The sequence below is a fragment of the Sphingomonas sp. P3_C5 genome, assembly GCF_056402635.1.
Genome location: NZ_JBFUHA010000003.1, coordinates 413,855 through 440,209 on the forward strand (window position 1 = coordinate 413,855; position 26,355 = coordinate 440,209).

The following is a 26,355-nucleotide window of genomic DNA, read 5'->3' on the forward strand; positions in this document are numbered from 1 at the left end:
ATGGCAGAGCCCCACCGGAACCCGCCGCGCCTTTTGTATATTCCGTTGCCCGCGCTCTAGACTAAATACAGCGAATGGAAACGGCAAGGCGAGAGCAGGAGATATTCGAAGACTTGGCCAAAATGGCGGCTGAGCCTGGATTTGCTCACGTCATCGCGGGGTTTTGCACGCGGGACAACTTCACTTGGTACAGAGACGAGATCCGCGCGGAAGACATGTCGCATCTTTATTCACGCTCCCGTCTGATCCGAACGGAGATGTTCACGCTCGTCGGTCTCTTGGTCCGATCCGACCCGGACTTCGATGCCCCGCCGCCCGCACAGTCAGCAGCGCTGGCGGAGCGGGCCGAAGCGCTGCTCTCCGAGCTACATATCAGTATGAGCCGCCCTTGGTTCGAGGAAATTCGGGCAGGCTTGGAAGGCGGCGTGCCGGTCAACCCTTGGCAACACGGCGACGCAATGCGCGAGCCGATCTTCTATGGCGGTGAGGCTGCCTTTTCGTTTCAGAACTGCGATTTCGCGGCGAGGAAATATGCTGCCGACGATGACTGGCTGATAACAACCCGGGGCGCCTCAATCAGCGACATGATCGCAGTGGCCAAGTCGATCGGCGAATTGCAGAGCGAGAGGCTTGGCGCCGCGTTTAAGGCAGGCGCCACGCCGATCGAGGACCCTCGCGTCCTCGCTGCCTTCGTCTTCAGCGTGGCCGACTTGGTGGCTCGCTCGGAGCTGCCGGCAGAGACGATCGCGGCATGCATCAACGCCTTCGCCCTTCCGCGGGAGCATGGCAACCCGAGCTTCCACGCGCTACACGACTTCAACGCGGTCAACGGCTCGCCAATCGTCGCCATCGACGGTGACCGCTTCCTGCTCTTCCATTTCAACGCTTTGGCCGAGGCGCTGTACGAATCGCCCTTCTATTGGCTGGGCGCTGACAAAACCTATGCTCCAACTGCGTTCAAGCATCGCGGCCAGTATACCGAAGCGTTCGCGCTCGAGCGGCTCGGCACGGTTTTTGGCGAGGCGCGCGTATACCAGGGCGTGAACATCGAGCGTGGCAAGGGAGACCGGCTCAGCGAGATCGACGTGTTGGTGCTGTTCGGCGATCGAGCCATCGTGCTCCAAGCAAAGTCGAAGCGGCTGACACTCGAAGCGCGGCGAGGGAACGACCTGCAGATCCGCGGCGACTTCAAGGCGGCGGTGCAGGACGCCTATGACCAGGCTGTTGATTGCGCGATTGCGCTGCGCGACCCGACGCTCCGGTTCGTGACAGCCGGTGGGGACGAGCTCTCCATTCCCGCCCTATCCCAGATATTCCCGGTATGCCTTGTCGCTGACCACTATCCTGCGCTGGCATTCCAGGCGGACCAGTTCCTCGTTCGGCGCGATGTGGATGGCGTGGTGGCGCCGCTCATCATCGACGTGTTCACGCTCGACGTGATGGCCGAGACGCTGGATCGTCCCCTGCGGTTCTTGAGCTATCTCGAGCTGCGCGCTCGCGCGGCCAGCAAGATCCATATCCACCACGAGATTACGCTGCTCGCTTACCACATCAAATATAATCTGTGGCTCGACGACGAATATGATTTCGTCGCGCTAGAAGACGACTTCGCGGCCGACATCGAGATCGCGATGGGTGCGCGGCGTTTTGGCTTGCCCGGCAAACGGACGCCGGACGGCATCCTTACCGTGACCCAGGGGCGAAAGCTCGACGCCATCATCCACGGGATAGAGGTCGAACCGATGGGTGCGATGATCGACCTCGTGCTGCTCATCTACCAACTCAGCGGAAACGCGATGAAGGAACTGCTCGACGGAATCGATCGCGTCCTCGCTTCTGCGCGCGCCAATGGGCAATCGGACTTCTCGCTGGGCTTCGCAGATACCGGCTTGACGGTTCACGCCAACTTCGCGCCTCGCAGCGAAGCGGAGCCACGGCTTGAAGCCCATATGATGCTCCGCAAATACCGCCAGCGAAGGGAAAGCTGGTATGGCCTAGCGCTGTGGCCCACCGACGGCAGCGTTAGATTCGGCAAGAAGGTCGCGTTTCCCTGGAAGTTCGACAGCAAGCTTGACCGCATCGCAAGGGAAATTCAGCGGGCTCGAGGCCCAGCCTCCATGCCGATGCCGCTGGCGGGCCCGAGACTGGGTCGCAACGATCCTTGCCACTGCGGGAGCGGAAAGAAGTACAAGAAATGCCATCTCGCCGCGGACCAAGGGGGGTAGCGTGCGGTGCCATCGGGCACTTGAGAAGCGGTCGAAGGACTACGATTGCGGTGCCACCGTAATGCCAGTCCCGTTGTGAGCTTTTCCTTAAGCGCCGAAGACCAGCGAAGGCGAGGTCGCGATCACAACGTTGGATGGCGTGCGCCCAAAATCTCGAAGATTTTAGAGCTGAGTTCCAGGCATTTATCCCATCCTGCAGTAAAGTTAGTGGGGGTGAGGCACAATGTGACGACACCCACCAGTTTTTGATCCATTGCTTTTCTGATTTCTTGAAAAACGGTGTCGATAAATGCATCGGAAAACATTGGGAGCCATTCCGGGTCTCCGCTCGGCCCAACGGCTCCTTCAAAGAAGAAGTAGTCAAGATCGACATTCACGATCCAAAGATTTGAACCGCTCTGCAGCCAGTAGAGAAGATTCGGCGGAACCTCGTCTGCGCGGGGTCGGATAGTTTGTGAATGCTGAGGTGCGTCACCGTCACCGTGATCGACGCTCTTTACTGCGCTGACCCGCCCACCAAAACTTGTAAGGTGGATGGAGAGGTAATTGTCCCAGCGGAACAATGGTACATTACTGCCTTGCAAGGCGACTGTCGCGCCCAGATAGCCTTCTATGGACAGCCCTCGTAAATCGGGCATCGCAGCTAGATGAGCGGCAAGATTGGCACCCAGGCAATCTGTATGACGATCGATGTGCAGTACCGAATGCTGCGTGTGATAGAGGTCAATCTCCTGTTGCCAGCACCATAAGGCGGCGCGATGATTGTCCATCAGATAGATATTGCCGTCGCGCCATAGGAGATTCTGGTTGATCGACCCAGAGTAACGTTTTCCGCGAAAAGGAATGAGATGTTCAGGCATGCTCCACTTGTAATCGGGTTACGTCGGTCAAAACAACGCCTGACCTTGCCGATGATCAATCTCAACGGTCGAGTATCGCTTCCGCTTGTCCGTTCATGTGCGAGAAAGCGGAGATGGTCCCGTCGAACACGTGGTCGAGCGCCTTTCCGAAGCCCTGATTCAATGCGGCGATGTCAAAACCTAGGCCCTCTAGATGTACTAGCGTTTCGCCTGCGTCATGAGCATCGCCAATACGGAGGTTGTTGTTAATGAAGAGAGCGGCGAGCGAAGCGTTTCGCCGCGTCAGATCGTCTGGATCGGCGCCTGCACCGAAGGCATCGAGATCTTCACCATCGCCGTTGAGACGCTCGAGGACGTTAGTGAGGGCCTGGAGGAGCTTGAGGCTGCCAAGTTCCTTTATGTCTGCCCGAGTGTGCCCAGCTCCCACCAAGAGATTGCGCAAGAAGGCGTTTGGAATCTTTTGCCAGATCTCATGAATGCTCTTGCATCGCGAAAGGAACGCCTGCTCAGTCATTTCAATCGGTGCGACTTGAGCTAACTTAACCAATTCCGGGTAGTGGAGCCAACCGTTCGCATTAATTTCCGTGCGCGAGATGCCGACGACGTCGACAGGCTCGCGGTCATCTCCGAAACTCTGCCCAATCGCAGCGAACACCTCTCCGAACCTGAGCAACTCGGACGCAAGTCGGCCTGTCTTCGCGACGATGTGCTCCTCTCCTGGGTCGAACTCGGCGACTTTTGCAGGTGTCAACGCGTGTGCGTGCGCATGAAGAATCTCACGATCCGGCTTGGGTTTGTAGAGCTCGCGCATGGGTACGCGGATCATGTTCCGGCCGACCCGGATGCAGTCGGTGAAACTCCATTGCCCAAGATACGAGGGACTGCAGAACCAGGCTTTTTCGACATTCGTAGGAACGGTGTCGAAGAAGCCGCTTTGCTCGTAGCGCTCGAGAAAACGGTCGTTGAGATAAACAGGCGTTGATGCGATCAGCGCATTGGCGCGCGCGTGAGTCATCGCTCCATCTATGCCCGGCCAAATAAGCCCTTCCGCGGTGGGCGTTGGGCAAAGGGCTGGTGCGACCGCGTGTACCATCGCCCATACCTGGATGAGAAGGCGTCCGCTATGTTCGCGGATGTCGACGTCGTACCAACTGTCCTCAGGCCTTAGGGCGATGTGCCGTTTCCCCTGCATTAAATCCCGAATTTGGGCGCAGTCCGGAAGCAGTGTTTGATAAAAGAACAGTCGAGCCCCATATGCTCCACGCATCCAGAGATATCTACGCAGATACTCGTTGGACATAGACCAGTTCACGTTACGCTTGGACGTATAGTGGTATTCGGTGGAGACCTCTCCTTCGGCGACACCGAACTCGGGCAGCGACAGGTCGTCGTAGACGAGTTTTTGCGTGTCCCCGCCGAGCACCCGCGGAGTGAGACCAAGAGCGATCCACGCCTTTTCTGCCAAATGGTAGCCATAAAAGGACCCACCCCCCTGTGACGCTACAAGGTAGTCGAGGCCAGAAACTGACGGCTGGAATTCCTTGATCTGTCCGAGTTCGTTCACGTCGGGCTGCGAGAAATAGACCACGCCGTGCCCCGTCTCATCGAATTTCGAAACTTTCCCCGGCCCTGGATCCGTATCGAGCGCCATGATCATGTGGACGTACTCGCGGCCCGGGCCGTACGGATCGACCTCGAAACGAGTCGTCACATCAACTCTGAGATCTCCCCCAGTCCCCACAGGTTTCAGCAACGCGAGAAGGCGCGGAGGCAGCAACTCAGCAGGGATCGGGAATTCGTCGAGATAATTGATCATGGCGGCCGCCTCTTAGAGATATCGCAAACGCCTAGCACAATCGATGGCCTGGATTGCAGCGCCATGCGAATTCCGTGACAGTGCACTTATATTACCCTTATATAATTGAATTATAATAATAATTATTCAAGACATGCCCAACCAAAACAGTCAGAACCCTACTGACATTTTGCCTCCGCCGCCCTTGATTCAACCCCAACCCCACCCGCGCTATCCACAGCGCCATGATCTACAAACCAGAATTCGTGGAGCAAGCCCGCAGGATGTGCCAACTCGGCGCCACCGACGAGGAACTCGCCGAGCATTTCGAGGTCTGCGTGCGGACCATCTATCGCTGGCGCAACACCCATGAGGAGTTCGCCGAAGCCGTGGTCGTCGGCAAGGAGCACGCCGATGCTCGGGTCGAACGCGCGCTCTATTCCCGCGCCGTGGGGTGCAGCGTCGAGCGCACCAAGGTCTTCAAGCACGCCGGCGACGACAAGCCGGTCTACGCCACCTACACGCACCATTTCCCGCCCGATCCCAACGCCGCGCTGCACTGGCTCCGCGTCCGCCAGCCGAGGAAATGGCAGATCCGCGAGGAGGTTAAGAGCGATCCCACTGCCAAGGAAATGATCGAAAGGGCGCTCGCCCGCGTCGCGGATCACCAGCCGCCAGCCATACCCTCACGCCAGCCACCGCCACCGGCCGCCGCGCCGGAGCCCCCGCCAGAGCCGCAGCCACCACCCGAGCCGGACGCCAGGCCAGCACCCCCGCCCGAGCCGGAGCCACCGCCCGAGCCGGAGCCACCGCCCGAGCCGGAGCCTCTGCCCGAGCCGGAGCCCGGGCCGCTGTTCCCCGGAACGACCTCGCCCACCTCTGCCCCGCGGGACGGCTGCGCCATTGTCTACGCCCCCGTCTATCGCCCGATCCCATAGGGTGACACGCGCAACCGCGGCACCCCGCGCTGCTGCCGGGCACGGCGTTGCGCTCGTGGAGGATCCCGGTGGATCCCGGTGACAATGCATCTCATTGCCGGGAGCGAACAGCGATCGACCCTCCTGCCTCTGTCCACCGGGGCTTCCCGTCAGCCGCGCATCTGGTATCTGGCCGCATGACACAGCCCAGCGACTCGATCCTCATTGTCGATTTCGGCAGCCAGGTGACTCAGCTCATCGCCCGCCGCGTACGTGAAGCGGGGGTCTATAGCGAGATCGCGCCGTTCAACAGCGCCGACGAAGCCTTTGCCCGCATGGCGCCCAAGGGCATCATCCTGTCGGGCAGCCCCGCCTCGGTGCTCGAGCAGGGCAGCCCCCGCATCCCCCAGGCGATTCTCGACAGCGGCCTGCCGATCATGGGCATCTGCTACGGCCAGCAGGTGCTGATGGCGCAGCTCGGCGGCACGGTGACGCTCGGCGACAGCGGCGAATTCGGCAGCGCGGTGATCGAGGTGACCGATAGCTGCACTCTGTTCGACGGCCTCTGGACAGAAGGCGAAACCCATCAGGTCTGGATGAGCCACGGCGACAAGGTGACCGCGCTCGCCCCCGGCTTCCGCCCGGTCGCCGCGAGCAAGGGCGCACCCTTCGCGGTGATCGCCGATGATGCGCGCCATTATTACGCGATGCAGTTCCACCCCGAGGTCGTCCACACCCCGGACGGCGCGAAGCTGATCGCCAATTTCGCCCGCCACGTCTGCGGCCTCACCGGCGACTGGACCATGGCCGAATTCCGCGCCGCCAAGATCGCCGAGATCCGCGCGCAGGTCGGCAAGGGCAGGGTGATCTGCGGCCTGTCTGGCGGCGTCGATTCAGCGGTGGCCGCAGTGCTGATCCATGAGGCGATCGGCGAACAGCTCACCTGCGTGTTCGTCGACCACGGCCTGATGCGGAGCGGTGAGGCCGATCAGGTCGTCAGCCTGTTCCGCAACAGCTACAATATCCCGCTCGTCCATGTGAATGCGGAGGCCGCCTTCCTCGGCGGCCTGGCCGGGCTGACTGATCCCGAGGCCAAGCGCAAGTTCATCGGCGGCGCGTTCATCGAGCTGTTCGAGGAGGAAGCGCGCAAGATCGGCGGCGCTGACTTCCTCGCCCAGGGCACCCTCTATCCCGACGTGATCGAGAGCGTCAGCTTCACCGGCGGTCCCTCGGTGACGATCAAGAGCCACCACAATGTCGGCGGCCTGCCTGAGCGGATGAACATGAAGCTCGTCGAGCCGCTCCGCGAACTGTTCAAGGACGAAGTCCGCGTCCTCGGCCGCGAGCTCGGCCTGCCCGAGATTTTCGTCGGCCGGCATCCCTTCCCTGGCCCGGGCCTCGCGATCCGCATCCCCGGGGAGGTCACGAAGGAGCGCTGCGATATCCTGCGCAAGGCAGACGCGATCTATCTCGAGGAGATCCGCAACGCCGGGCTCTACGACGCGATCTGGCAGGCTTTCGCGGTGCTGCTGCCGGTGCGGAGCGTCGGCGTGATGGGCGATGGCCGCACCTACGACAATGTCCTGGCACTGCGCGCCGTCACCTCGACCGACGGCATGACCGCGGTCGCCTTCCAGTTCCCCGGCGACTTCCTCCCGCGCGTGGCGACCCGCATCGTCAACGAGGTCAAGGGCATCAACCGCGTGACCTATGACTACACCTCGAAGCCGCCCGGCACGATCGAGTGGGAGTAGCGGCCTAGCGTAGGTTTGCGTCATGTTTCGTAGAGTTTACAAGGTTTGCGTTGTTTTCATTCAGGATCTGGCCCCTATGATCAACTCGGCTGCCCTTCGCGTAAAATACTGAATTTAAAGTGATCCGATTTGACACTCAAATCGATAGCCTGCGGGTTCGAGTGTCGGCCGATCGTCGCGAACTGTCACGGCTTGAGGCGGTCGACCAACTCGGCGTGATTGGCCGGCGTCACGACCCATTCGCCAGTATCGTCGTAGTCGAAGCGGATCGTCACCTTCGGTCCCGGGCGGCTGATTTGCACAAGACAGCGCGTCCAGCCATTGCCTCCTCCCGCCATCACCTCGTTGAGCTCGACCGCGCGCTCGATGACATCGAAGCTGTCGGGCGTCTCGGCCTCCCACTCGCCGTCGGCGAGATAGACGAAGCCGTACATGCGCTTGCGCTGGGCGACCTCGATAACCAGCGCGATGCCGGTCCAGTCGCGCGTGGCATAATTGGCATCAGCGATCACCATCTGGCCGATGTCGTTCACCAGCGCATCGGCGCGGGTCTGATCGAATGCCACGCTGGTCATCGCCACCATCTCCAGAAACGTCGCAACCGGGGCGCCGCTCACTTGCCGAGCAACTTGCGGATATCCGCGGTCGAGACACGATCGAATACCTGCCCCGCGGCATTATCGAAAAGTTCGCTGTTCTTGAAGACCCGTTTCCCTTGGGCGTTCAGGACCTCGTAGACGACGCCGACCTGTGCGGGTCGGTCGGCGGTGCCGCCTTTCAGCGCGACGTTGACCTTGACCGTGCCGCCGGCGTCGATCCAGGCGGCCCATTCATTCTCCATTGTCTTGTAGGCGGAGCGGTTGAAGTTGAAATTCTGCGGGAACATGTTCCGCACGCCCTGATCGCCGAGGAAGCGGTGTCCGATGATGTGGCCGGCATCGTCGTCGTCGAGCCCGCGGCCGCGCACCTTGTCCTGCGCGGATAGCTCGTCGCTCCCGCGCGCGGCCCCCTTGGGCTGGAGTTCGGACAGGGTGGCCGAGGCTGACGTCGGCCGGCCGCTCGCATCGAGCGTCCAGGTGACGCTGTTGTCGCCGACCTTTGCGCTATGTACGCCAGCGGCGGCGACGTCGTCCGCCTTCTTCGCTGCAACAGCCCCAAGCTGGTCGATCTCGCGCTTCATGCCGCCAAGGGTGTCGCGCGCGGATTGCGGAAGCCGATCAAGCACCGCCTGGGGCGCGGCGCCGATCGCGTCCGAGATCTTGCTCAGGGCCGGGCCCACGGCCTTGGCGAAGGCGCTGTCGGTCTTGGCGAGTTGAACCGCCTTCATCACCGTCTCGCCCCATTTGCCGAGCTTGCCCAGCTTGGCTGCGTCGCCGAGATAGGGGATCATGCTGACGGCTGAGATGCCGGCACCGAGCCAGTCACCGCGCAGCAGCGAGATGACCCCGTTGGCGCCGTCCGAGATCGGCGTCGGATCGAACAGCCCGGCCACGTCGAGACCCATTTGGGTCAGGTCGAGCGCGAGCTCCTTCTGCGCATCGGTGAGCCCGCCCGGCGCGGCATTGTTCGCACGCTGTCGGGTCGAGATCGCGTCGGGCATCAGCCGGTCGAACTCGCCCTGCTGGACCGGCGAGAGATCCTTGCGGGCAGCCTCGATCGCGTTCGCCGCGCCCTTCGGATCGCGCAGCGACAGTTCAGCAAGGTCGCGGGTCAGGCCGCCCACATCGACGCCGTGAGAGGTGCGATTCGCCACGACCAGCGCCTCGCCCAGGCCACTGGCGTTGCTGAGGCTTCTTGCCGCGTCGGTGATGCTGTTAACGCCGCCAACCATGGGGTTCTCCTGTCGATCGAGAATTCAGGCGAGGAGCAGCTGGCGCAGCACCCGGGTGGATTCCGGATTGCCGAATCTTGCTCGTGCCGAGGCGTCGAAGCCGATGCCGCCGAACAGGCTCCCGAGGAACAGGAAGGTGCCGATCGCGGTGCCCGCCTCGGCGAGGCTCAACGCTGTGCTGTCGGGGCCGTACATCTGGCCCGGTCGCGTGATGTCGGCCTCCGCCTGGGTCACGGTCTGGCCGAATTCTGTCTGCCAGCCGCCGGTCTGTTCGTGCACAGTGAAGCCGTCGCGATGCGCAGCGTCGATCGCGTAGCCGTTGGTCGAGACGGAAACGGCGAGATCGCCGATCCGGTTCTGGCTGATCCCGTCGATGACGACTGCGTTGCTGCCTTTCGTCACCACGACCTGGCTGGCGAGATAGGCATTGGGGTTTGCGGCATAGGGTTCCGTATTGATCGTGATCTTCGTGCCGTTGGCGAGCTCGAAAGTCGTGGTCCCATAGAAGTCGAACTGGTGCGACCCGTTCACATCGACATGCGGATCGCCCCAGATGCGCGTGTTCTCGCCAGTCTTTTCGTTGAAGATGGTCATCTGGCTGTTGCGCTCGTCGATCTCGAGCCGATAGCCGTCGCCGAGGTCGATCTTCGCCGTGCTCTGGCCAGTAACCTGCGCGGTGAAGCCCGGCGTCTTTTGCAGCTGGGCGAGGCTGGTTCCCTGTGCCAGCGTGCCGAGGCGGATGGCGAACGCAGCCGGCAGCGCCGCGAAGGCGAAGGGTCCCGCACCGAGCGGTCGAGAGGCGCCGGCGAGGATGCCCGCGGCGAACATCAGCGAACTGCCGCGCAGCGCCAGATCGGCGTTCGTGGCGAACTGGGCCGTCTGGCCCGTGGCAATCGTCGTCATGCCATTTCTCCATCGCAACGGCCCGGGACGGCCGCCATCGACGGAAGAGGTGGCATGACAGGGCAGGCGCTTCACTCAACGGATCGCTTAGATCGCCTAAACGAATCGTCTAGCGACAGAGGCGGCGGCGCATGGCACCGACCTGACGAACCTGCCCGCTTTGCGGGGTGCGACGAAAGGATCGCGGACGGATGACGACAGCCGCCAGCCTGGCCCCCAATGTGGTCCGCGGTATTCACGGTATCGCCCCGTCCGGTGCGGTGGCTGCCCGGCTGCGCGAGACGGCGAACAGCGAATTCCAGGCGCACCTGATTCCCGCGCGCGAAGCGCTGGTGTGGCAACAATCGCCGCCACCGATCCAGCTGAACCAGGCAGCGCCCACGGAAGCGATCGCCCGCGCGGGTGGCCCGGCAGCACGTGAACTCGCGGCGATGGCGGCCGATGTCTACAATGACGTGGCGGCGCCGCCGGCGGGCTATCGCGTCGCGACCGACGCCGATCTGTCGCAGCTCGGTTTGCGGAGCCAGGATCTGAGCTCCGCGCAAAGCGCCTTTCGGGCACGCGTCTATGTCGCCGAGGGGGAAGGGGCACGCTACGTCGTCAGCTTTCGCGGCTCGACCGACGGCAGCGACTGGAAAGCCAACGCACAGCAGGCGGTGGGCCTGCCGTCCGACCAATATGCGCGCGCATTGCTGATCGGGAAGGCGCTGGCCCGCAATTCGGAAGCGGACGTGACGCTGACCGGCCATTCGCTGGGCGGCGGGCTCGCCTCGGCGGCGGCACTGGCGAGCGGGCGCGATGCGACGACGTTCAACGCCGCGGGCCTGAGCGCAACGACGATCCGCCAGGCAGAGACGGTCCGCAGCGCGGCGGGGATCGGGCGCGCTGGAGAGATCAGCGCTTTCTACGTGCGCGGCGAGATTCTCTCGGCGGTGCAGGATGGTGGCGACCGCGTGCTCGGGGCGATCTTCGGCGGGGTGCCCGGGGCGATCCTGGCCGACGCGCCGGAAGCCTATGGCACCCGCATTCCGCTCGATGCGGTTCGGCCCGAGGGCACGCACTGGTATCAGGACAATCCCGTCGCCCGTCACGGCATGAATTGGGTGCTGAGCAGCATGCCGTCGCAGTAACGGGGAGCTCCGTCACGACATGGAAATTGATGGTTCACGCCGGTCCGGCGCCGTCCTAGGGATCGGGTGATGAACCGCTATCGTTGCATCGGCATCGCCATGATGCTGGCGATCGTGGCGACCGGGGGATGCGGCATGGCCAGCGAAACTTCCTGCTTCACCCGCCGCAATACCGTCGTGCTGCCCGATCGAACCCGGGTGCTGGCCCATATGAGCAATGGCGGTTCGGGACGGGCTCTCGCCGAGGCCGTTCTCGACGGGCGGGTCGAGGATGCGCGCGCCATGCTCGCCCGCGATCCGCGGCTGATCGGCACCATGGTCGTGCAGGATGCGCGTACGACCTCGCCGCCCGACGGCCAATATGGCGATCTGCTCGCCCTGGCGGTGTCCCGCTGCGACCGGGATGCCATCGCGATGCTGATCGAGGCGGGCATGCCCGCGAACGGCGTGAAACCCGGCAACGCGCTGACGCTCGCCCTGCTCGCCGATACGCCCGACATGGCGGAGATGCTGCTGCGCGCCGGCGCCTCGCCCGATCCGCAGCGATTGCCGGGGGGCGAGGATGCGATGCGATCGGCAATCGCCTTTTCGCATATCGGCGGTGTGATGACGCTGCTGCGGCATGGTGCGGACCCGCGCTGGCATGACGATTTCGGCATCGATCGCGTGCGCATGGCGCTCGACGCGGAGCAGGCCGACATCGCTGAGTTGCTGGTGGAGAAGGGCGGCACTTTGTGGAGCGTGGCCGGTGACGGCAGCATGGCGGCGCACGAACTGCTCGCCGCGCCCATCGCCTTTACCGGCCCGGAGATACAGGCGGCGCGCGCGCGGCTCGTCGAGCGGGCGAAAGCGAGCGGTCTCGCCTGGCCGCCGCCTGATCGCGCGGTCGTTCGTGACATGGTGGCCTCGGGCCAATGGCCGACCCAGGCGATGGCGAAAGCGGGCATGACCGTGGCGCCGGAGGTTCTGGCGCGGTTGCGGAAAACGAACTGAGGCCAGCCTGTAAAACCTTGTTTCCGCCCGTCGTACGACGAACCGAGCGCATCCCAGAGCACCGTGCATGAAATCTGGATCACCGATTTTGCGCAGGCTGTTTCGAGCCACGGGCTTGCATCCGACAACGAGATTTCCCGCTGTTCCTTGCTGTTAACGGCGACTTTTATTTTTCGCCGCTGTTATGCTGGATTTCTGGCCATTTCATCATGCATTATCAATGGCTTGTATGCGATCCCGCTGTTATTGAATAACAGCGGGGAACAGCGGGGAACAGCGGGGAACAGCGGAATAACAGCGGGGAACAGCGGCGATAACAGCGGAATAACAGCGGAATAACAGCGGCGATAACAGCGGGATTGCCGGCGTGGCAGCGCCGCCGGGCTGGCAGATACTAAAACGGTCATTTCAAAGAGCAGCGGAACCGAGACAGCATCCCGCCCGCTCTCGCCCTCCCACACTCTCAGCCACAATTGAATCGATCCAGCGCATTCCCGGTCGCCGGAGCAGGTTTTGCGCAGCCCGCTCTAAACGATTCGTTGAGAGACAGCCGGCGCTCGCTGTGGGACCTCTGCTGCGACAATCGATGGAGGCGACATTGGTCGAATCGGTCACTGCGGCACGCCCGCAAACACAGAGCGTCGGTGACAGTTCGCGCTATCCGGTTCAGCGTGGCGACACGCTGTCCGGCATCGCCGCCATGCACGGCGTCTCGCTCGCCGCGTTGCGGGCGGCCAACCCGCAGATCGCCAATCCCAACCTGATCTTCCCCGGGCAGACTGTGTCGATCCCCAGCGGCGCAGCAGCGCGCGGCACCTATACGGTGCATGCCGGGGAGACACTCTCGGGCATCGCGGCGCAATTCGGCCTCGACTGGCATACGCTCGCGCTCGACAATGGGCTGGTCAATCCGAACCTGATCCGGCCCGGCCAGATATTGCAGCTCGGGGGATCGGGAACGCGCGGCACCGGTGCAGCCGATGGAGTCGACGGACCGGCGCCGGCCGGGGGCGGACGCAATCCAGCCGACATCGCGAAACAGTATCTCGGCCGCAATGCCGCCGACCTGCGGGGCGACCGCAGCGACAATCTGCCGATGAACGCCAATGTCCCGGCCAATGTGTGCTGCGCGAATTTCGTGTCGGCGGTGTTGACCGAGGCAGGGCAACTGCCCGGCAACCTTCACACGGATTCGGTTGCGCAGCTCAACAGCACCTTGCGCGAGCGCGGCTGGACCGAGGTGAGCGCGTCGCAGGCGCGGCCCGGCGATGTCGTCATCATCCAGGGCGGGGGCGTGTCGCATACCGTGCTCTATGCCGGCAATGGCCAGACGATCGGGTCCAACAACCGCAATGCCGACGGCACCCAGCAAGTGTCCTATGGCAGCCTCTCCTGGGCGCTGTCGAACGGTGGCAAGATCCTGCGGGCGCCGGCCAGTGCACAAGCCAGCACCCCCGCTGCCGCGAACGATACCGGACCGGTCGGTCCCGCCTCGGCCAGCCGCCAAGGCCGCATCGACCAGGCCATGGCCTATTTCCAGGGCCAGGGCTGGACCCGCGCGCAGGCGGCGGGGATCGTCGCCAACCTGGATGCCGAGAGCGGAATGGAGGCCAATATCCGTCAACATGGCGGCGGACCCGGCTATGGGCTCGGCCAATGGGAAGGGCCGCGCCAGGCGGATTTCCAGGCCTGGTCCGGCCATGACATTCGCAGCTCGACCTTTGAGGAGCAGCTGCGCTTCGTCCAGCATGAGCTGACCACGTCGGAACGGGGCGCAGGCGACAGGCTGCGCCAAGCCAACAACGCCGGCGATGCCGCGGCGACCGTGTGCCGTTATTATGAGCGGCCAGCCGATATCGTCGGGGATTCGGCGCACCGGGCGCAACTGGCCAACGCGATCTTCCAGCGGTGATCGGCGCTTTGTTGCTGGTGCTCGCCGCGGCGCCGCCCGAGCTGGCGACCTGCGTGTTCGACACCGCCGCGCCCGAGCCCTGCGTGGTTACTTTCTCGGTCGGAAAGGACGGCGCGACGACGTTGCGCGCGCGCGCCAAGGGCGGGCACCGAACGGTGTTCGTCGGCAAGCGCGGTTCGGGGTGGTGGTCGGGCACGCTCGATGGCGCGCCGGCGATGGGCTATGAGCTCAACCGCGGCAACGTGACCTTTTCCGCCCGCACGCTCAACCGCAGCTTCCAATATTGGACGCGCGGCAACGAGCATGGGACCTATTGATCAGAGGCTGATCAGGGGAACAATGCCCGCGGCGCGCCATGCCGCGTCGGCCAATCCTCCCAGGCAGCATCCGTCGGGCCGACGGCCTGATCCACCACGCGCCAGCGCCCGCCGGTAAGCCGCAGCAGCGCCACATAATCCTTCGAAACGGCCCCCTCCGCCTCCGCGGAGGCGAGCGCCGTGCCGGCATAGGAGATCGGCCGCCCGGCCTGGTCCTGCATCGCGGCAATGAGAAAGGCCCAGTCGCCATCGCGACCGAGCGTCCGCACGAGAAACTTGACCGGTTTGCCAAGGCGACTGACGACCGGCTGGCGCGCGGCGTTCAGAACCGCCGCACGCTCCGCCCCGTGCAGGGGAGTGCTGGCCAGAATGGTCGCGACGACGGCACCGATCATGTCCTGCTCCTGCGCATGCGGCCAGGATCTCGACATACTATGCCCTAAGCGATTCGTTGAGCGCGCGGAGCGGCCGAAAGCGCTATTTACGACAACATGTTCCAACCGTCCGACGAGTTCTGACCGATGATCAATCCCATCAACACGGGCCGCAGCGAGCGGGTCTCCCTCTCGGGAATCGACGGCGGTGACGGCGGGCCCGGCGCGCAGGCAACGTCGGCAATGACCAGGATCGCCAACCGCGTTGCGACGACCCTGAGCCGGGAGTTCGGCCTCGTCGATCCCGACGCGCGGGGTGGCTATCCCGGCGGATCGGCGAACGACGCATATGGTGTCGGCGAGATCGCGGCGGAGCTCGCCACCGCGCTCGGCGGCACGCCGGCGGATGCCGGACGGCTGAGCAGGGCGCTCCACGAATTCGCCGCCGAGGCGGCCGCCCTGATCGCGGCCAAGCCGGGCAGCCGCGCGGTCGGCGCCGTCGCTGGATTGCACTTCGACCTGGTCGACAGTGATGGCCGCGCCGGTTCGACCGACTCGGATTATGCGCTCGCCGCGATCAATGCCGGGATCTTCCGGTTGCGCGAGGACGCCCCTTGGTGAGCGACCCGATCGCTTCGGCATCGGCACCTGACAGCATCGCCATCCTTCTGTCGGACGGATCGGCGCCGTTGGTGGCGAGCGTGGTGCTGCTCGATCCGATCGCCGCGCCGGCCAGCGCCACGGCGGCATTGCCCGACGCTACGGACATCGCGCTGTATGTCGCTCCGTCGGAGGACCTGCCGGCGGTGTCGGGGCCGCCGGCGTTCGAGGTGAAGGCGATCTCCGTCGGCGGAATCGTCTTCGATCTCAGCGACGGCTATTCGTTGACGATCGACGAGGGACAATCGGCGGTGTTCGTGGCCAACGCCGCAACGGGGGAATCGCTGCTGGTGTGGGGCGCAGCGCAGATCGCCCTGGACGGTGCCGACGCCGCGCGCTTCTGGGGCACGACCAGCGTCGAGCTCGGCAACGGCACCAAGATCACCATGGAGACCGCGGCCGACGCCGCGATCGCCGACCTGTTCCGGCTCGACCGGCTGACCGTCACCCAGGCCGACCGCGCGATGGTGATCACCGGCGTCTCGCAGGAGACGCTGGGCGATCTCGCGGTGGTCCAGAGCCTCGACGGCGAAGCGATCGACGCTGCCACCCGCGATGGCCTGACCATTGTCACTGACCTGACCGGTCGGTGGAGCGACGAATATGGCCGCGCGATCACGCAGACCGTGATGGACCAGACCCGACCAGGCCGACGCTACGGCCCAGGCAGGACGACGCTCAGCCTCGGCGAGATCTCCCGCGCGATCTCCAGCTTCGTGACGTACAACCAGATCGATTCGCTGATGCTGACGATCGGTCGCAACAACAGCAGTGCGGCAGCGCGGCGCGACAGCAGCACGGAAGTGCACCGCGCGATCGCGCTCTATGCCGGGGAGACGGGCCGCCGCGCCGGGGCCTGAACCCCGACCCGTCCGACCCGGATATCCCGCCTCAGCAGGCGTTCGTTGAGCTGTTCGCTCCACTGCGCGGCCATGGCTGGCGGCACCGCGCCAGTGGGGATCAGCAGCACGTTGATCTGCCCGGCCAGATCGCGCCCCAGCACCGCGCCCTCGATGCGATAGGCGCCAAGCGGCAAGGAGAGCTGCACCTGCGGCTCGGCACCGCTCTTCGCGACTTCCGCGATGGCCGCGGCAATCCGATCGAGATGGGCGTGGAGCATCGCGTCGACGTCGCCCGCGGTGGCAGTCGATTCCTGTACGGGCACTGCGGCGAAGTCGCGCGGCATGGCAACCGCGGAGAGGATGCCATTGTCCTCCGCAAGCGGCTTTTTGGAGGCCTTTGCGCCGTTGCGCGCGAGCGCGTCGGCAAAGGCGCGCTGGTGCGCAGGCTGGGGTTCGGCCGGCCGGTTGTCCCGCCCGGGTCGGATTGCGGGCGCCATCTGCGGGCGCGGCGGCGGGGCGGCGGTCATGCCAGGCCCGCTTGCCGGCGCGGCGGCAAATCAGCCTCCAACCGGTCTTCCGCAACCCGTTGCCGCGCCCGGATGGCCAAACGCCGGTGATCCGCGATGGTGTCGCTGCGCAACTGGTGGCGCCCGACGGCACGCACGGCTTCGACATGGGCGTCGCGCGCCAGATCGCACCGCGCCAATCGGTCGGCAAGCTGCGCCGCTGCGCTCGCCTCCAGTGCGATCGTCCGGTCGAGCCAGAGCCGAGCCTGGCTGCAGCCGGGTGTCTTCTCGAATGCACGCCTGGCCTCCAGGCGCTCCGCCGCAGCAGCCGCGTGATGCGCGCGCGCACGTTCGGCCACGTCGTCTGCCTGCTCCGCGGTGGCGCGCGCGTCGGCCGCGGCCCGGGCAAGCCGCAGGCCGCGCACATGGGCGATGCGCACCAGCTTTTCGCCCTGTTCAACGGCGGCCATGGTCGATCTCCTCGAAAGTGCGCAGCCTCGCGATGCATTCCGCCAAAGCACTATGATCGTCGCGGGACTGGCGCAGAAAGGCGCTGATGGAATCCCGCTCCGCCAGCGCACGATCGGCGAGACGGTCGCGGCCTGGCTCATATTCGCCCATCTGGACGAGCAGTTCGATCTCATCCAGCCGGGCGAGCATCGCGCGCAGCCCGGTGGCGGCACGCTGCTGCGCCTGTGAGGCGAGGCGCGGGAACAGCCGCGACAGGCTGCCGAGGACATCGATCGCGGGATAATGGCCGCGCGCGGCAAGCTTTCGTGACAGGACGATATGGCCGTCAAGCAAGGATCGGACCTCCTCTCCGATGGGGTCACCGTCCTCCTCCTCGAGCAGCACGGTGTAGAGCGCGGTGATCGCGCCCTCGGCCGATGCGCCGGTGCGTTCGAACAGTCGCGGGAGTTCGGCGAAGACCGATGGCGGGAAACCGCGCCGCACCGCCGGCTCGCCGGCCGCCAGGCCGATCTCGCGCAGTGCACGCGCGAAGCGCGTGACGCTGTCCATCAGGAGCAGGACATGACGGCCCTCTTCGCGCAGCCCCTCGGCAATGGCGGTGGCGACATGGGCGGCGCGCACGCGCTCCATCGCCGGGCGGTCGGAGGTCGCGACGATCACCACCGATCGGGCCAGGCCTTCCGGCCCAAGGGTCTCTTCGATGAATTCGCGCACCTCCCGGCCTCGTTCGCCGATCATCGCGATGACAATCGCGTCGCAGCGCGCCCCGCGCGCGAGATTGGCGAGCAAATTGCTCTTGCCGACGCCGGCGCTGGCGAAAATACCGACCCGCTGGCCAACACCGATCGTCAAAAGACCGTCGATCGCGCGGATGCCGGTCTCCATCGCTGCATCGATCGGCCGGCGCGCCATCGGATTGGGTGCGGCGCCGTGGATCGGCCGGTCCCCGCCGCGCCGGATCGGCCCCAGTCCGTCCAGCGGCTGGAGCCGCGCATCGAGCACGCGCCCGAACATGTCGGGGCCGCAAGGGGTGCGATCGTCGCCGCTGCGCAGGATCACGTCGCTGTCGAGCGACAGGCCGCGCAGATCGCCGAGCGGCGTCAGGATCGCTCCGCCATCCGCAAGGCCGACTACCTCGGCAAACAGCGCAAAGCCCGTCTCGGCATCCACGATCTCGCACGTCTCGCCGATCCGCGCACGGACTCCGGTGACGCGAAGGGTCGTGCCGAGGGCGCCGACGATGCGGCCATGTTGCTCGAACATCGGCGCGGCATCGAGCGCGCGGACGAGGGAAAGCGTGTCGAGCCGGGCGGTCATGGCGCCACCCCCCAGCGCCGCGCGAGGCTATCCAGCTGCACGTCGAGGCTGGCGATCACCTGGCCGGCGCTGGTGCGCAAATGACATTCGGTCGAGCCCAGAGCCGGATCACCGGCGATGGTGACGTGGCTCAGCGCCGCGATGTGTACGCCGAGCCGTGTGGCCATTGCCGGCGCGACGGCGATCGCCACCGGTCCCTCGGTGGGCAGGCGGGCGAGCGTGCGGTCTACGATGCGGGCGAGGAGGAATTCATCGTCGAGCTCGCCGACGATCGCGCGGACTGCGGCATAGGCCGCCTCCGCGACATCGGCACGGCGTGCCTCCGCATGCCGCTCCACGGCGGCGGCGAAACCGGCGACCTGTTCGGCGATACGGGTTTCGATCTCAACTTTCGCCTCGGCGAGCCCTTCCGCGCGGCCGGCGGCGCGCGCTTGTTCAGCCTCGGCGGAGGCACGGTCACGGATCGCCGAAGCGGCCTCGAGCAGGGCGGCGGCATCGGTGAAGTCGATTCGCTCCGCACGCTTGATCACCGCCCTGTCGCTGGCGAGCAAGCCGTTCGCATCGGCATGAACGAGATGGAAGGTCATGCCAGTGCCTCGGCGATCGCGCTCGCCCGCCGGACCAGATCGCGAGCGGCCGCGTCGTCGCGCGCACCGGGGAAGCGATCGGCGAAGGGAACAGGGAGTGCGGCATGCAGCAGTGCCTGTCCTTCGGCGGCGAGGCGTTCGGGTGGCGGCAGGCTCGCATCGGCGGCGGTGTCCGGGACAGGGGCCTCGCAGGCAGCGTCGAACAGATCCTCACCCACCGCCGCTGCGAGAGCCGCCAGCCGGGGGCCTGACAGTTCAGCGTCGATCGCAGGGCGATGCCGCAACAGCGCCGCGAGCAGCGCGACCTTATGCTGGTATTCGGCCGGCTCCGCCAGCCAATCAGGCACATTGGCCAGATCCGCGAAGCGGGGGCCGGCCTGCCCGGATCGGCGCCGGGCGAAGCGCGTTCCGCGCCCATCGCCCGTCGTTTCCGCGAGGAGGGCGTGGCGCCGCCGGCGTTCCTCTCCCCTCAAGGCCGCACCGTGCCCGGCAGACCAGGCTTCAGCCGCCGCATGCGCCACAAGGCCCGCCCGGCAAAGGCGAGCAGCAGCGCCGCCACGATCGCCGCGAGCGTCCGCACGAGAGTCGACACGGAGATCATGCCTTCATCGGCTGGCATCACCGGCAATGCCTGAGCGGGCACCATCACCACCGAAACGCGATCATAGGTCAGGCCGTCGATCGCGTTGGTGACGAGCGCCTTGATCGCGCCGGTCTGGCTGCGCAGATCGAACCCGGTGCGGTATTTGACGAAAACCGATGCAGCCGAGGGCTTGGCCTCGCGAGAAAGCGGATCGGCCTCGGGCATGGTCAGGTGGACGCGCGCCTGTACCACGCCGTCGATGTCGCTGATCGTGCGGCTCAGTTCCTGCGACAGGCCGTAGATCAGCCTTGCGCGTTCCTCGAGCGGTGTCGAGGTGAAGCCTTCCTTCTTGAACACCGTGCCGAGCGATTCGTAATTCTCGTGCGGCAGGCCATGGGCGCGCAGCGTCTCGATCGCGCGGGCGAATTCGCCCTGGTCGACGGTGATGCTCCAATTGTCCTTCTCGCCCGCGACCTTGCGCGCCTGGATGCCGGCCTGACTGAGCACCGCCAGCATCTCGTTCGCCGCCGGTTCGGTCAGCTTGCCATAGACCTCCTGGTTGCCGCAGCCGGCGAGACCGAGCGCCGCCAGCAACAGCAGGGGCGCGGCGAGGCGCCCCCGCCATGACGACCGGCGGCGTGCGGGCGCGGTCATTGCTGCTTGAACAGCTGCTGGACGCCATCCGAACTGCGGTTGGCGATGTTGGAAGTGAGCTGGGCCTGGAACATGAATTCCGAGCATTTCATGGTCAGCTGGACCATTTCTCCCGGGGTCAGCTGCCCGCCGCTCGCCGCGGCGGATTCGGCATAGCGCGAGACCGCGCGCGCCTGGACATTGACCTGGTCGAGCGCGCTGAACATGCCCTTTAGCGCTGGCGGGATCTGACCGGCGGGCACCGTGCCCTCGACTGACCCCATGCGCTCCAGCGCCTGATGGAAGCGTCCTTCGAGCGCGGGGTTCGCGCCCGACGTGCCGCCCGGCGGCAGCAGATCGAAGGCGCGTCCGCCCGATCCGAGCGCTCCGGCGGCGGGTGCGGCAAGCGCACCGATCGCATCGATGCTCATGGTCAGTTCTTCCTCGCCATGGTCTCGAGCGCCTTGGAGACGCTGTCGATCGAGCTGTGCGAGCTGTTGGCCATGAAGCTCATCCGCATCGATTCTGCGGTCAGCTGGGTGATGTCGGAAGGCTTGTCGCCGCCTTGCGAGACGACGTCCGACTGGGCGGTGATGACATCGGCCTGGGTATCGAGCGCCTTGCCCCAGGCATCGGCAAAGGCCTCGAACCAATTGCTCTTGCCGTCGCGGACTTCGGTATTGCCCATGCCGCCCATCGCGGCGAGCGTGCCGAGCGTGGCACTGTTGATCGGGTTCGTCATGATTGCGTCCCTTCGGTACGGCCGCCGGTGGTGTGTGTCTCGACCTGGGCGGGCGGCGTGCTGGGGCCCAGGAGGAGTTCCTCGATCTGGCCGTCGCGCTCGAAACTGACGCGGCCATTGCCGATGGCGATGATCTTGTGTCCGGTCGGCACCTGTGCACCGGCGAACCAGCGCGTGCCGTCGGCGGTGGTGATGTAGCCGGGATTGCCATCGACGAAGGTGGCGAGCCCGGATTCCGAGCCCGAGAAGAAATATTGCAGGTCGCGGTCGCCCCGGCTGCCGTCAGCCGCGAACACCACGCGCGAAATACCGGGCACGTCGCGCTTGATCAGCCGGGCGAGTTCGGTCTGGCGGTCGGCCGGAAGGAACTCGGCGGTGACCAGCAGCGCATTGCCGCGGCCGGGTTTCGCCTCTCCTTCAATGCCCTGCGCGCGCAGCAGGTCCGTGGCGGCGGCCGCGAGTCCCTGCATCGTGTCCACGTCGAGCACGGCCGAGGCCATGCTGCCGGCGACCAGCTGGCGAAGGCGGCCCAGCGCCGCATCATCCTTGACGATGCCGTGGATCACCGGCCCGGTCGTGCTTTCGGTCACGGTCAGGCCGCCGAAGCCGGCGGCGGCGAGCATCGCCCGGTCGCTTTCGCTATTGTGCAGCTGCCGGCCGATCCAGCGCGTCGCCGGCCCGGTCAGCGCGGTGAGCAGCAGCAGCCCCGCCACCAGCATCGCATAGAGCGGCCAGCGGCGTTCGAACGAGAACGCGTCACGCATCGGATAGAGACGCGTCGCGAAACGTTCGCCCAGCGCCGCACGCCGACGGTCGAGATTGCCGTCCACGTCCTCGCACGGGGCGAGCATCGAGCAGAGCCGCGCTGTCTCCGTCCATCGTTCCGAGCCGGTATCGCCCACCGCCACAGTGATCCCGCCGAGCACCATCGGAATGAACGCCGGCAGGGTCGCTTCCTCGCCCGCGCCGACCGGACGGCCGAACAGGTTTGCCTGGCCGGCCACGACGCGGATCGTCGCGACGTCTTCGCCGAGGTGCAGTTCGAGCGACAGGCCGCGCGTCGAGGAATCGCGCAGCACGATGTCATGGTCGAAGCCGTGCCCCACGCGCACGAACTTGCCGCTGTGCAGCCGGTGCTCCGCACCCTGGAGGCGTCCGCTCAGCACGCGCAGCACCGTGGCGCCGGTGGCCGGCGGGGCGAAGGGGGCGTTCACCGCTTCTTCCTCCGCTTGCTGGCAAGCTTCTGGATATTCTCCAGGGGAATCGGAGTCTGGGCGGAAGCCGGCTGCAGCCGGCCGGCGCCTGCGCCCTGCGAGACGATGCGGGGCGTGATCAGGAAGATCCGCTCGATATGCTGCGCCCCCTTGCTGCGCTTGCGGAAGGCCTGGCCGACGATCGGGATGTCGCCGACGCCCGGAACCTTCGATTTATAGTCATATTGCGTTTCGACGGTCATGCCGCCGATCAGCAGGCTCTCGCCCTGCCGTACGACGGCGCTGGTGTTGATGCTCGACTGCTTCACCGCCGGGATGCCATCGACGATCAGGCCAGTCGGCGATCCGTCGAGAATCTCGATCGCAAGGCGGGTACGCAACTCCCCGCCGTCGAACAGCACCGAGGGGTTGACGCGCATGACCATGCCCGCGGTGACCGGGAAGAGATCGACCTGGCGATCCCCGGCGACACGGACATAATATTGCACCTGATTGTTGAACACCGCCGGGATATTGTTGAGCGTGCTCAGCCGGGGCCGCGAGACGACGTGCAGGATACCGCTCTTCTCGAGCGCGGTGATGCGCAGCGCAAAGCCGTTGAGCGATCCGGTGAGGTAGGTCGCAGCCAGGTTCGACCCCGAAAAATTGCTGGTCGGATTGGACGAGGTTCCCCCGAACAGCGCCGCGAAACCGCCGTCGCGAAATCCCATGTCGATGCCCAGATCCTTCAAGCGGCTGGTATCGAGTTCCAGGATCGTCGCCTCGATCTCGACGCCGCGCGGCTCGACGTCGAGCGCCTTCACGATGTCCTCGTAGACGGTCATCGATTCGGGACGGTCGCGGATCAACACCGCATTGTTGGTCGGATCGACCTCGACGCGCGGCCCGTTGATGTCGCGCGGTGCTGCCTCGCGGACGACGGTGGTGTCGAGGCCCGGCGTGCCCTGCTGATCGAAGCTCCGCTGTGCCTCGTCCGGCGCCACGGCATTGAGGCCGCGCCCGCCGAGCCGGGGCATCGACTGGCGTTCGAGATCGAAATTGCCGCTGGTCGAGACTGTGTTGGACGGCCGCCCATCACCCATCATCCCGCGCAGGATCGAGGCGACGCCCGGGATCACCACAGTGCGGTCGAAACTCTTCTGGATGGTGTCGTCAGCCCGCGCATAGCGGAGATAGAAGATGCGCACCTCATAGGGCGACCGGGTCGTGACCGAGGCGAGGATGCGCGAGCGCAACGGCGTGCTGACGACGGTGTCGAGCGCCGCCGGACCCAGCAGCGGCGAAATGACTCCCGCATCCGACGGGGTGGTCGATGCTGGGATCATCACCGCACTCGCCTTGGTCGTACCGGCGATCTGCGCGACGCGATCGAGAAAGGCCGGTACGCCGGTGGCGCTCACTGCGTTGCTCGCGGCGCTGATCGAGTTTGCGCCGTCGATCATGCGCATACGTTGCGCGTCGCGCACGACACCAGCCGGATCGGCGGCCGCGAAGCTGCGCGATTGGATCTCGCCGCTGGTATAGACCCGCACGACAGCGCCGTCATAATAAGCGACAAGATTGAAGGCGCGGGCGAACTGCTCCCAGATCGTGCGCGGCGTGCCGGCGAACACGCCGTTGACCTTGCCCGTGATCGCCGAGCTGGTCTTTACCTTGAGCCCCGCCTGACCGAAGAGATCGGCAATCGCCGCGTCCACGCGCTGGTTGCGGGCGGTGATGGTCACGGGCTTCTCGGTAAAAGGCGGCGCCTCGGCCGCCGCCGGCAGCGGCACCAGTGCCGCGCACGCGGCGATAAGCAGGGAACGCCACGACAAACGGGTCATTCGGCAAACTCGCGTTGCACCTGGTCGGCCAGGCTCTCGGGGGCGGAATTGAGCTCGCCGACGATGTCCAGCGGGACCGCGGGGTTGAGCTCGTTGAACGAAATAACCGGCACGTCGAACAGGTCGCCGGCGATCAGCAGCCGGAGCGGCCGCCGCAGATCCTGTGCGGTCAGGATCGCGCGAGCGCCGCTGGCGCTGACCTGCTCGGCGAGCAGGGCGTTGAGCGCGCGCATCTGGTGCGGATTGATCGCCAGCCGCATCTGGCCGTCGACCGGGGTCAGCGTATGGCGGATGATCTCCTCCAAGTTGCTGCCGACGATCAGCACGCGCAGCCGACCCTGATCACACATTGGTGCGATCAGATGGCGGCGCATCGCAATGCGAACGCGCTCTGCCATCGGCACGGCCTCGCGCTCATATTGGCCGACCTCGCCGATCGCCTCGATCGCGTCGCGGAAATTGCGCAGTGGGACCCTCTCTTCGGCGAGGAGCCGCAGCACCTCTCCGATGCGGCCGGTCGGCACGGCACGCACCGCCTCCTTGACCACTTCAGGATGGCTTTCGCCGAGCCGGTTGAGCTGATCGGTGATTTCCTGCAGTCCCAGGAACAGGACGAGATTGCGTTCGAGCAACCGCTCGACATGGTCGCCCACCTGCCGCGCGCTATCGGCACCCGCGCCAATCCCGTCCCCGAGTGGCGCATCATGCGCGACCAGCACCCAGCTTCCTTCGGGCACCCGGCTATCAGCATCGGCAACGATGCGCAGGTCGGGGATCGCGACGCCGCTGCGTTCCTGCAAACGGGCGATGCCGGCGCGAACGCTTTCCGCCAGGAGCGGGAAGGCCGGTTGTTCCGCGGACATGCCGACGGTCAACCGCAGCGCATCGAGCCGGGGCAGCGCCTGTGCGGCGATCATCGTCTCGCCCGCCGGGCTTGCCGGATCGTTCACCACGAAGCCCAGCCGCAGGCGGACCCAGCGGCCCGACGTCGGATGGCCGAGCACCCCGCCAGCGAGAAGCGCAGTGGCAAGCGCGAAGAAGATGAGCGTCGGGAACCCAGGGACCAGCCCGAGCATGATCGCGAGGCCACCCGCGATCAGCAGCACATGCGGCTTGCCGAGCAGCTGGCGCGAAATGGCAGGGCCAAGATCGCGGTCGCGTTCCTCGTCGGTCGTGCGGGTGACGAGCAGGCCGGCGGCCATCGCCGAGAACAAGGCGGGCACCTGTGCTACCAGCCCGTCGCCGATCGTCAGGATCGAAAAGGTCGTGGCGGCAGCGCCCGCCGACATGCCGTGATAAAGCATGCCGATCGCGAGCCCGCCGATCAGATTGACCAGCACGATCACGATCGAGGCAATCGCGTCGCCCTTTACGAACTTCATCGCGCCGTCGAGGCTGCCGTGCAGCTTGCTCTCCATCTCAAGCGTGCGCCGCTTTTCGCGCGCTTCGTCCTTGCTCAGGATGCCGGAGCGCAGGTCACTGTCGATCGACAGCTGTTTGCCTGGCATCGCGTCGAGGCTGAAGCGCGCCGCCACCTCGGCGACTCGCTCGGCACCCTTCGAGATGACGATGAACTGGACGATCGTGATGATCAGGAACACGACGAGCCCAACGATCAGGTTGCCACCGGCGACCATCTCGCCGAATTGCTGGATGATCGCGCCGCCGTTCATCTCGGTCAGGATCATGCGGGTGGTGGAAATGCTGATCGCGAGCCGGAACAGGGTCGACAGCAGCAGTACGGTCGGGAAGGTCGAGAAATCGAGCGGCTTAGTGACGTACATCGCGCTCAGCAGCAGCAGGATGCCGATCGTCATGTTGGTTGCGATCAGGACATCGAGCGCAAGCGGCGGCATCGGCACGATCATCAGCATGACGACGGCTACGACGACGCCGATCAGCAGGATGTCCGCCGCTCGAATCGGCAGCGCCCGCAGGCGCTGGAAGGGAATGGCTCGTGCCATAT

Annotated in this window: 27 protein-coding genes; 10 read left to right on the top strand and 17 right to left on the bottom strand. The window is 65.5% G+C overall.

Features of this window, described 5'->3' with window-relative positions:
• Positions 1-74: 74 nt before the first annotated feature.
• Positions 75-2,225 carry an SEC-C metal-binding domain-containing protein gene (locus AC1DVS_RS10960; protein ID WP_478022863.1) on the top strand — a complete coding sequence of 717 codons (2,151 nt, stop codon included), beginning with the start codon at positions 75-77 and terminating at the stop codon, positions 2,223-2,225.
• 122 nt (positions 2,226-2,347) lie between these two features.
• Here AC1DVS_RS10960 and AC1DVS_RS10965 read toward each other — a convergent pair whose 3' ends face one another.
• Both AC1DVS_RS10965 and AC1DVS_RS10970 read right to left on the bottom strand, forming a co-directional pair.
• A complete protein-coding gene (locus AC1DVS_RS10965) occupies positions 2,348-3,085 on the bottom strand; it encodes a peptide arginase family protein (protein ID WP_478022865.1) in 738 nt (245 codons plus the stop codon).
• A gap of 61 nt (positions 3,086-3,146) precedes the next feature.
• A complete protein-coding gene (locus AC1DVS_RS10970; protein WP_478022867.1) occupies positions 3,147-4,901 on the bottom strand; it encodes a hypothetical protein in 1,755 nt (584 codons plus the stop codon).
• 224 nt (positions 4,902-5,125) lie between these two features.
• On the opposite strand from AC1DVS_RS10970, the gene AC1DVS_RS10975 reads away from it, so the two are divergent.
• Both AC1DVS_RS10975 and guaA read left to right on the top strand, forming a co-directional pair.
• Positions 5,126-5,818 carry a hypothetical protein gene (locus AC1DVS_RS10975; RefSeq protein WP_478022869.1) on the top strand — a complete coding sequence of 231 codons (693 nt, stop codon included), beginning with the start codon at positions 5,126-5,128 and terminating at the stop codon, positions 5,816-5,818.
• 176 nt (positions 5,819-5,994) lie between these two features.
• Positions 5,995-7,551 carry a glutamine-hydrolyzing GMP synthase gene (guaA, locus tag AC1DVS_RS10980; RefSeq protein WP_478022871.1) on the top strand — a complete coding sequence of 519 codons (1,557 nt, stop codon included), beginning with the start codon at positions 5,995-5,997 and terminating at the stop codon, positions 7,549-7,551.
• Positions 7,552-7,736: 185 nt separating this feature from the next.
• Here guaA and AC1DVS_RS10985 read toward each other — a convergent pair whose 3' ends face one another.
• From AC1DVS_RS10985 to AC1DVS_RS10995, 3 genes are read right to left on the bottom strand one after another with little or no spacing between them, the layout of a single operon-like run.
• Complete coding sequence (locus tag AC1DVS_RS10985; RefSeq protein ID WP_478022873.1) at positions 7,737-8,168, bottom strand: hypothetical protein; 432 nt, start codon at positions 8,166-8,168, stop codon at positions 7,737-7,739.
• Positions 8,165-9,382, bottom strand: a complete 1,218-nt coding sequence (locus AC1DVS_RS10990; RefSeq protein ID WP_478022875.1) for a DNA/RNA non-specific endonuclease — start codon at positions 9,380-9,382, stop codon at positions 8,165-8,167. The genes AC1DVS_RS10985 and AC1DVS_RS10990 overlap by 4 nt, the downstream gene beginning before the upstream one ends.
• A gap of 24 nt (positions 9,383-9,406) precedes the next feature.
• Positions 9,407-10,285, bottom strand: a complete 879-nt coding sequence (locus tag AC1DVS_RS10995; RefSeq protein WP_478022877.1) for a DUF1521 domain-containing protein — start codon at positions 10,283-10,285, stop codon at positions 9,407-9,409.
• Between the two features lie 191 nt (positions 10,286-10,476).
• Here AC1DVS_RS10995 and AC1DVS_RS11000 point away from each other — a divergent pair, with 191 nt between their 5' ends.
• The 5 genes from AC1DVS_RS11000 (at position 10,477) to AC1DVS_RS11020 (ending at position 14,637) form a co-directional block, all read left to right on the top strand.
• Positions 10,477-11,415, top strand: coding sequence for a Tle-like phospholipase domain-containing protein (locus AC1DVS_RS11000; protein ID WP_478022879.1), 939 nt, complete (start codon positions 10,477-10,479; stop codon positions 11,413-11,415).
• 69 nt (positions 11,416-11,484) lie between these two features.
• Positions 11,485-12,408 (top strand): ankyrin repeat domain-containing protein, encoded by a 924-nt coding sequence (locus AC1DVS_RS11005; RefSeq protein ID WP_478022881.1) that lies wholly within the window; start codon positions 11,485-11,487, stop codon positions 12,406-12,408.
• A 63-nt stretch (positions 12,409-12,471) separates the two neighbouring features.
• Positions 12,472-12,747: a hypothetical protein gene (locus AC1DVS_RS11010; RefSeq protein WP_478022883.1), complete on the top strand. Its 276-nt coding sequence runs from the start codon at positions 12,472-12,474 to the stop codon at positions 12,745-12,747.
• 259 nt (positions 12,748-13,006) lie between these two features.
• A complete protein-coding gene (locus AC1DVS_RS11015; RefSeq protein ID WP_478022885.1) occupies positions 13,007-14,320 on the top strand; it encodes a phage tail tip lysozyme in 1,314 nt (437 codons plus the stop codon).
• On the top strand, positions 14,317-14,637 hold the full coding sequence (locus tag AC1DVS_RS11020) for a hypothetical protein (protein ID WP_478022887.1): 321 nt from the start codon (positions 14,317-14,319) through the stop codon (positions 14,635-14,637). Before AC1DVS_RS11015 ends, AC1DVS_RS11020 begins: the two co-directional genes overlap by 4 nt.
• 11 nt (positions 14,638-14,648) lie before the next feature.
• Here AC1DVS_RS11020 and AC1DVS_RS11025 read toward each other — a convergent pair whose 3' ends face one another.
• Positions 14,649-15,032 carry a hypothetical protein gene (locus AC1DVS_RS11025; protein WP_478022889.1) on the bottom strand — a complete coding sequence of 128 codons (384 nt, stop codon included), beginning with the start codon at positions 15,030-15,032 and terminating at the stop codon, positions 14,649-14,651.
• Positions 15,033-15,158: 126 nt separating this feature from the next.
• Here AC1DVS_RS11025 and AC1DVS_RS11030 point away from each other — a divergent pair, with 126 nt between their 5' ends.
• Together AC1DVS_RS11030 and AC1DVS_RS11035 are read left to right on the top strand one after the other, a co-directional pair.
• The gene (locus AC1DVS_RS11030) at positions 15,159-15,632 is read left to right on the top strand and encodes a hypothetical protein (RefSeq protein WP_478022890.1); all 474 of its coding nucleotides are present in this window, start codon (positions 15,159-15,161) and stop codon (positions 15,630-15,632) included.
• Positions 15,629-16,531, top strand: coding sequence for a DUF1521 domain-containing protein (locus AC1DVS_RS11035; protein WP_478022892.1), 903 nt, complete (start codon positions 15,629-15,631; stop codon positions 16,529-16,531). The genes AC1DVS_RS11030 and AC1DVS_RS11035 overlap by 4 nt, the downstream gene beginning before the upstream one ends.
• Here the strand turns inward: AC1DVS_RS11035 and AC1DVS_RS11040 are convergent.
• From AC1DVS_RS11040 to AC1DVS_RS11090, 11 genes are all read right to left on the bottom strand, one after another.
• The gene (locus AC1DVS_RS11040; protein WP_478022894.1) at positions 16,495-17,040 is read right to left on the bottom strand and encodes a hypothetical protein; all 546 of its coding nucleotides are present in this window, start codon (positions 17,038-17,040) and stop codon (positions 16,495-16,497) included. The genes AC1DVS_RS11035 and AC1DVS_RS11040 overlap by 37 nt on opposite strands.
• Positions 17,037-17,489, bottom strand: a complete 453-nt coding sequence (locus AC1DVS_RS11045) for a hypothetical protein (protein WP_478022896.1) — start codon at positions 17,487-17,489, stop codon at positions 17,037-17,039. Before AC1DVS_RS11045 ends, AC1DVS_RS11040 begins: the two co-directional genes overlap by 4 nt.
• Positions 17,476-18,807 (bottom strand): FliI/YscN family ATPase, encoded by a 1,332-nt coding sequence (locus tag AC1DVS_RS11050; protein WP_478022897.1) that lies wholly within the window; start codon positions 18,805-18,807, stop codon positions 17,476-17,478. Before AC1DVS_RS11050 ends, AC1DVS_RS11045 begins: the two co-directional genes overlap by 14 nt.
• Positions 18,804-19,394, bottom strand: a complete 591-nt coding sequence (locus tag AC1DVS_RS11055; protein ID WP_478022898.1) for a FliH/SctL family protein — start codon at positions 19,392-19,394, stop codon at positions 18,804-18,806. The genes AC1DVS_RS11050 and AC1DVS_RS11055 overlap by 4 nt, the downstream gene beginning before the upstream one ends.
• A complete protein-coding gene (locus tag AC1DVS_RS11060) occupies positions 19,391-19,741 on the bottom strand; it encodes a hypothetical protein (protein ID WP_478022900.1) in 351 nt (116 codons plus the stop codon). Before AC1DVS_RS11060 ends, AC1DVS_RS11055 begins: the two co-directional genes overlap by 4 nt.
• A gap of 122 nt (positions 19,742-19,863) precedes the next feature.
• Positions 19,864-20,631 (bottom strand): type III secretion system inner membrane ring lipoprotein SctJ, encoded by a 768-nt coding sequence (gene sctJ, locus AC1DVS_RS11065; RefSeq protein WP_478022901.1) that lies wholly within the window; start codon positions 20,629-20,631, stop codon positions 19,864-19,866.
• Positions 20,628-21,041, bottom strand: a complete 414-nt coding sequence (locus tag AC1DVS_RS11070; protein ID WP_478022902.1) for a hypothetical protein — start codon at positions 21,039-21,041, stop codon at positions 20,628-20,630. Before AC1DVS_RS11070 ends, sctJ begins: the two co-directional genes overlap by 4 nt.
• Before the next feature lie 2 nt (positions 21,042-21,043).
• Entirely contained in the window at positions 21,044-21,352 is a 309-nt protein-coding gene (locus AC1DVS_RS11075; RefSeq protein ID WP_478022904.1) for a hypothetical protein, read from the bottom strand.
• Positions 21,349-22,566: a SctD/MshK family protein gene (locus AC1DVS_RS11080; RefSeq protein WP_478022906.1), complete on the bottom strand. Its 1,218-nt coding sequence runs from the start codon at positions 22,564-22,566 to the stop codon at positions 21,349-21,351. The genes AC1DVS_RS11075 and AC1DVS_RS11080 overlap by 4 nt, the downstream gene beginning before the upstream one ends.
• Entirely contained in the window at positions 22,563-24,389 is a 1,827-nt protein-coding gene (gene sctC, locus AC1DVS_RS11085) for a type III secretion system outer membrane ring subunit SctC (protein ID WP_478022908.1), read from the bottom strand. Before sctC ends, AC1DVS_RS11080 begins: the two co-directional genes overlap by 4 nt.
• On the bottom strand, positions 24,386-26,353 hold the full coding sequence (locus AC1DVS_RS11090) for an FHIPEP family type III secretion protein (RefSeq protein ID WP_478022910.1): 1,968 nt from the start codon (positions 26,351-26,353) through the stop codon (positions 24,386-24,388). The genes sctC and AC1DVS_RS11090 overlap by 4 nt, the downstream gene beginning before the upstream one ends.
• Between the last annotated feature and the right edge of the window lie 2 nt (positions 26,354-26,355).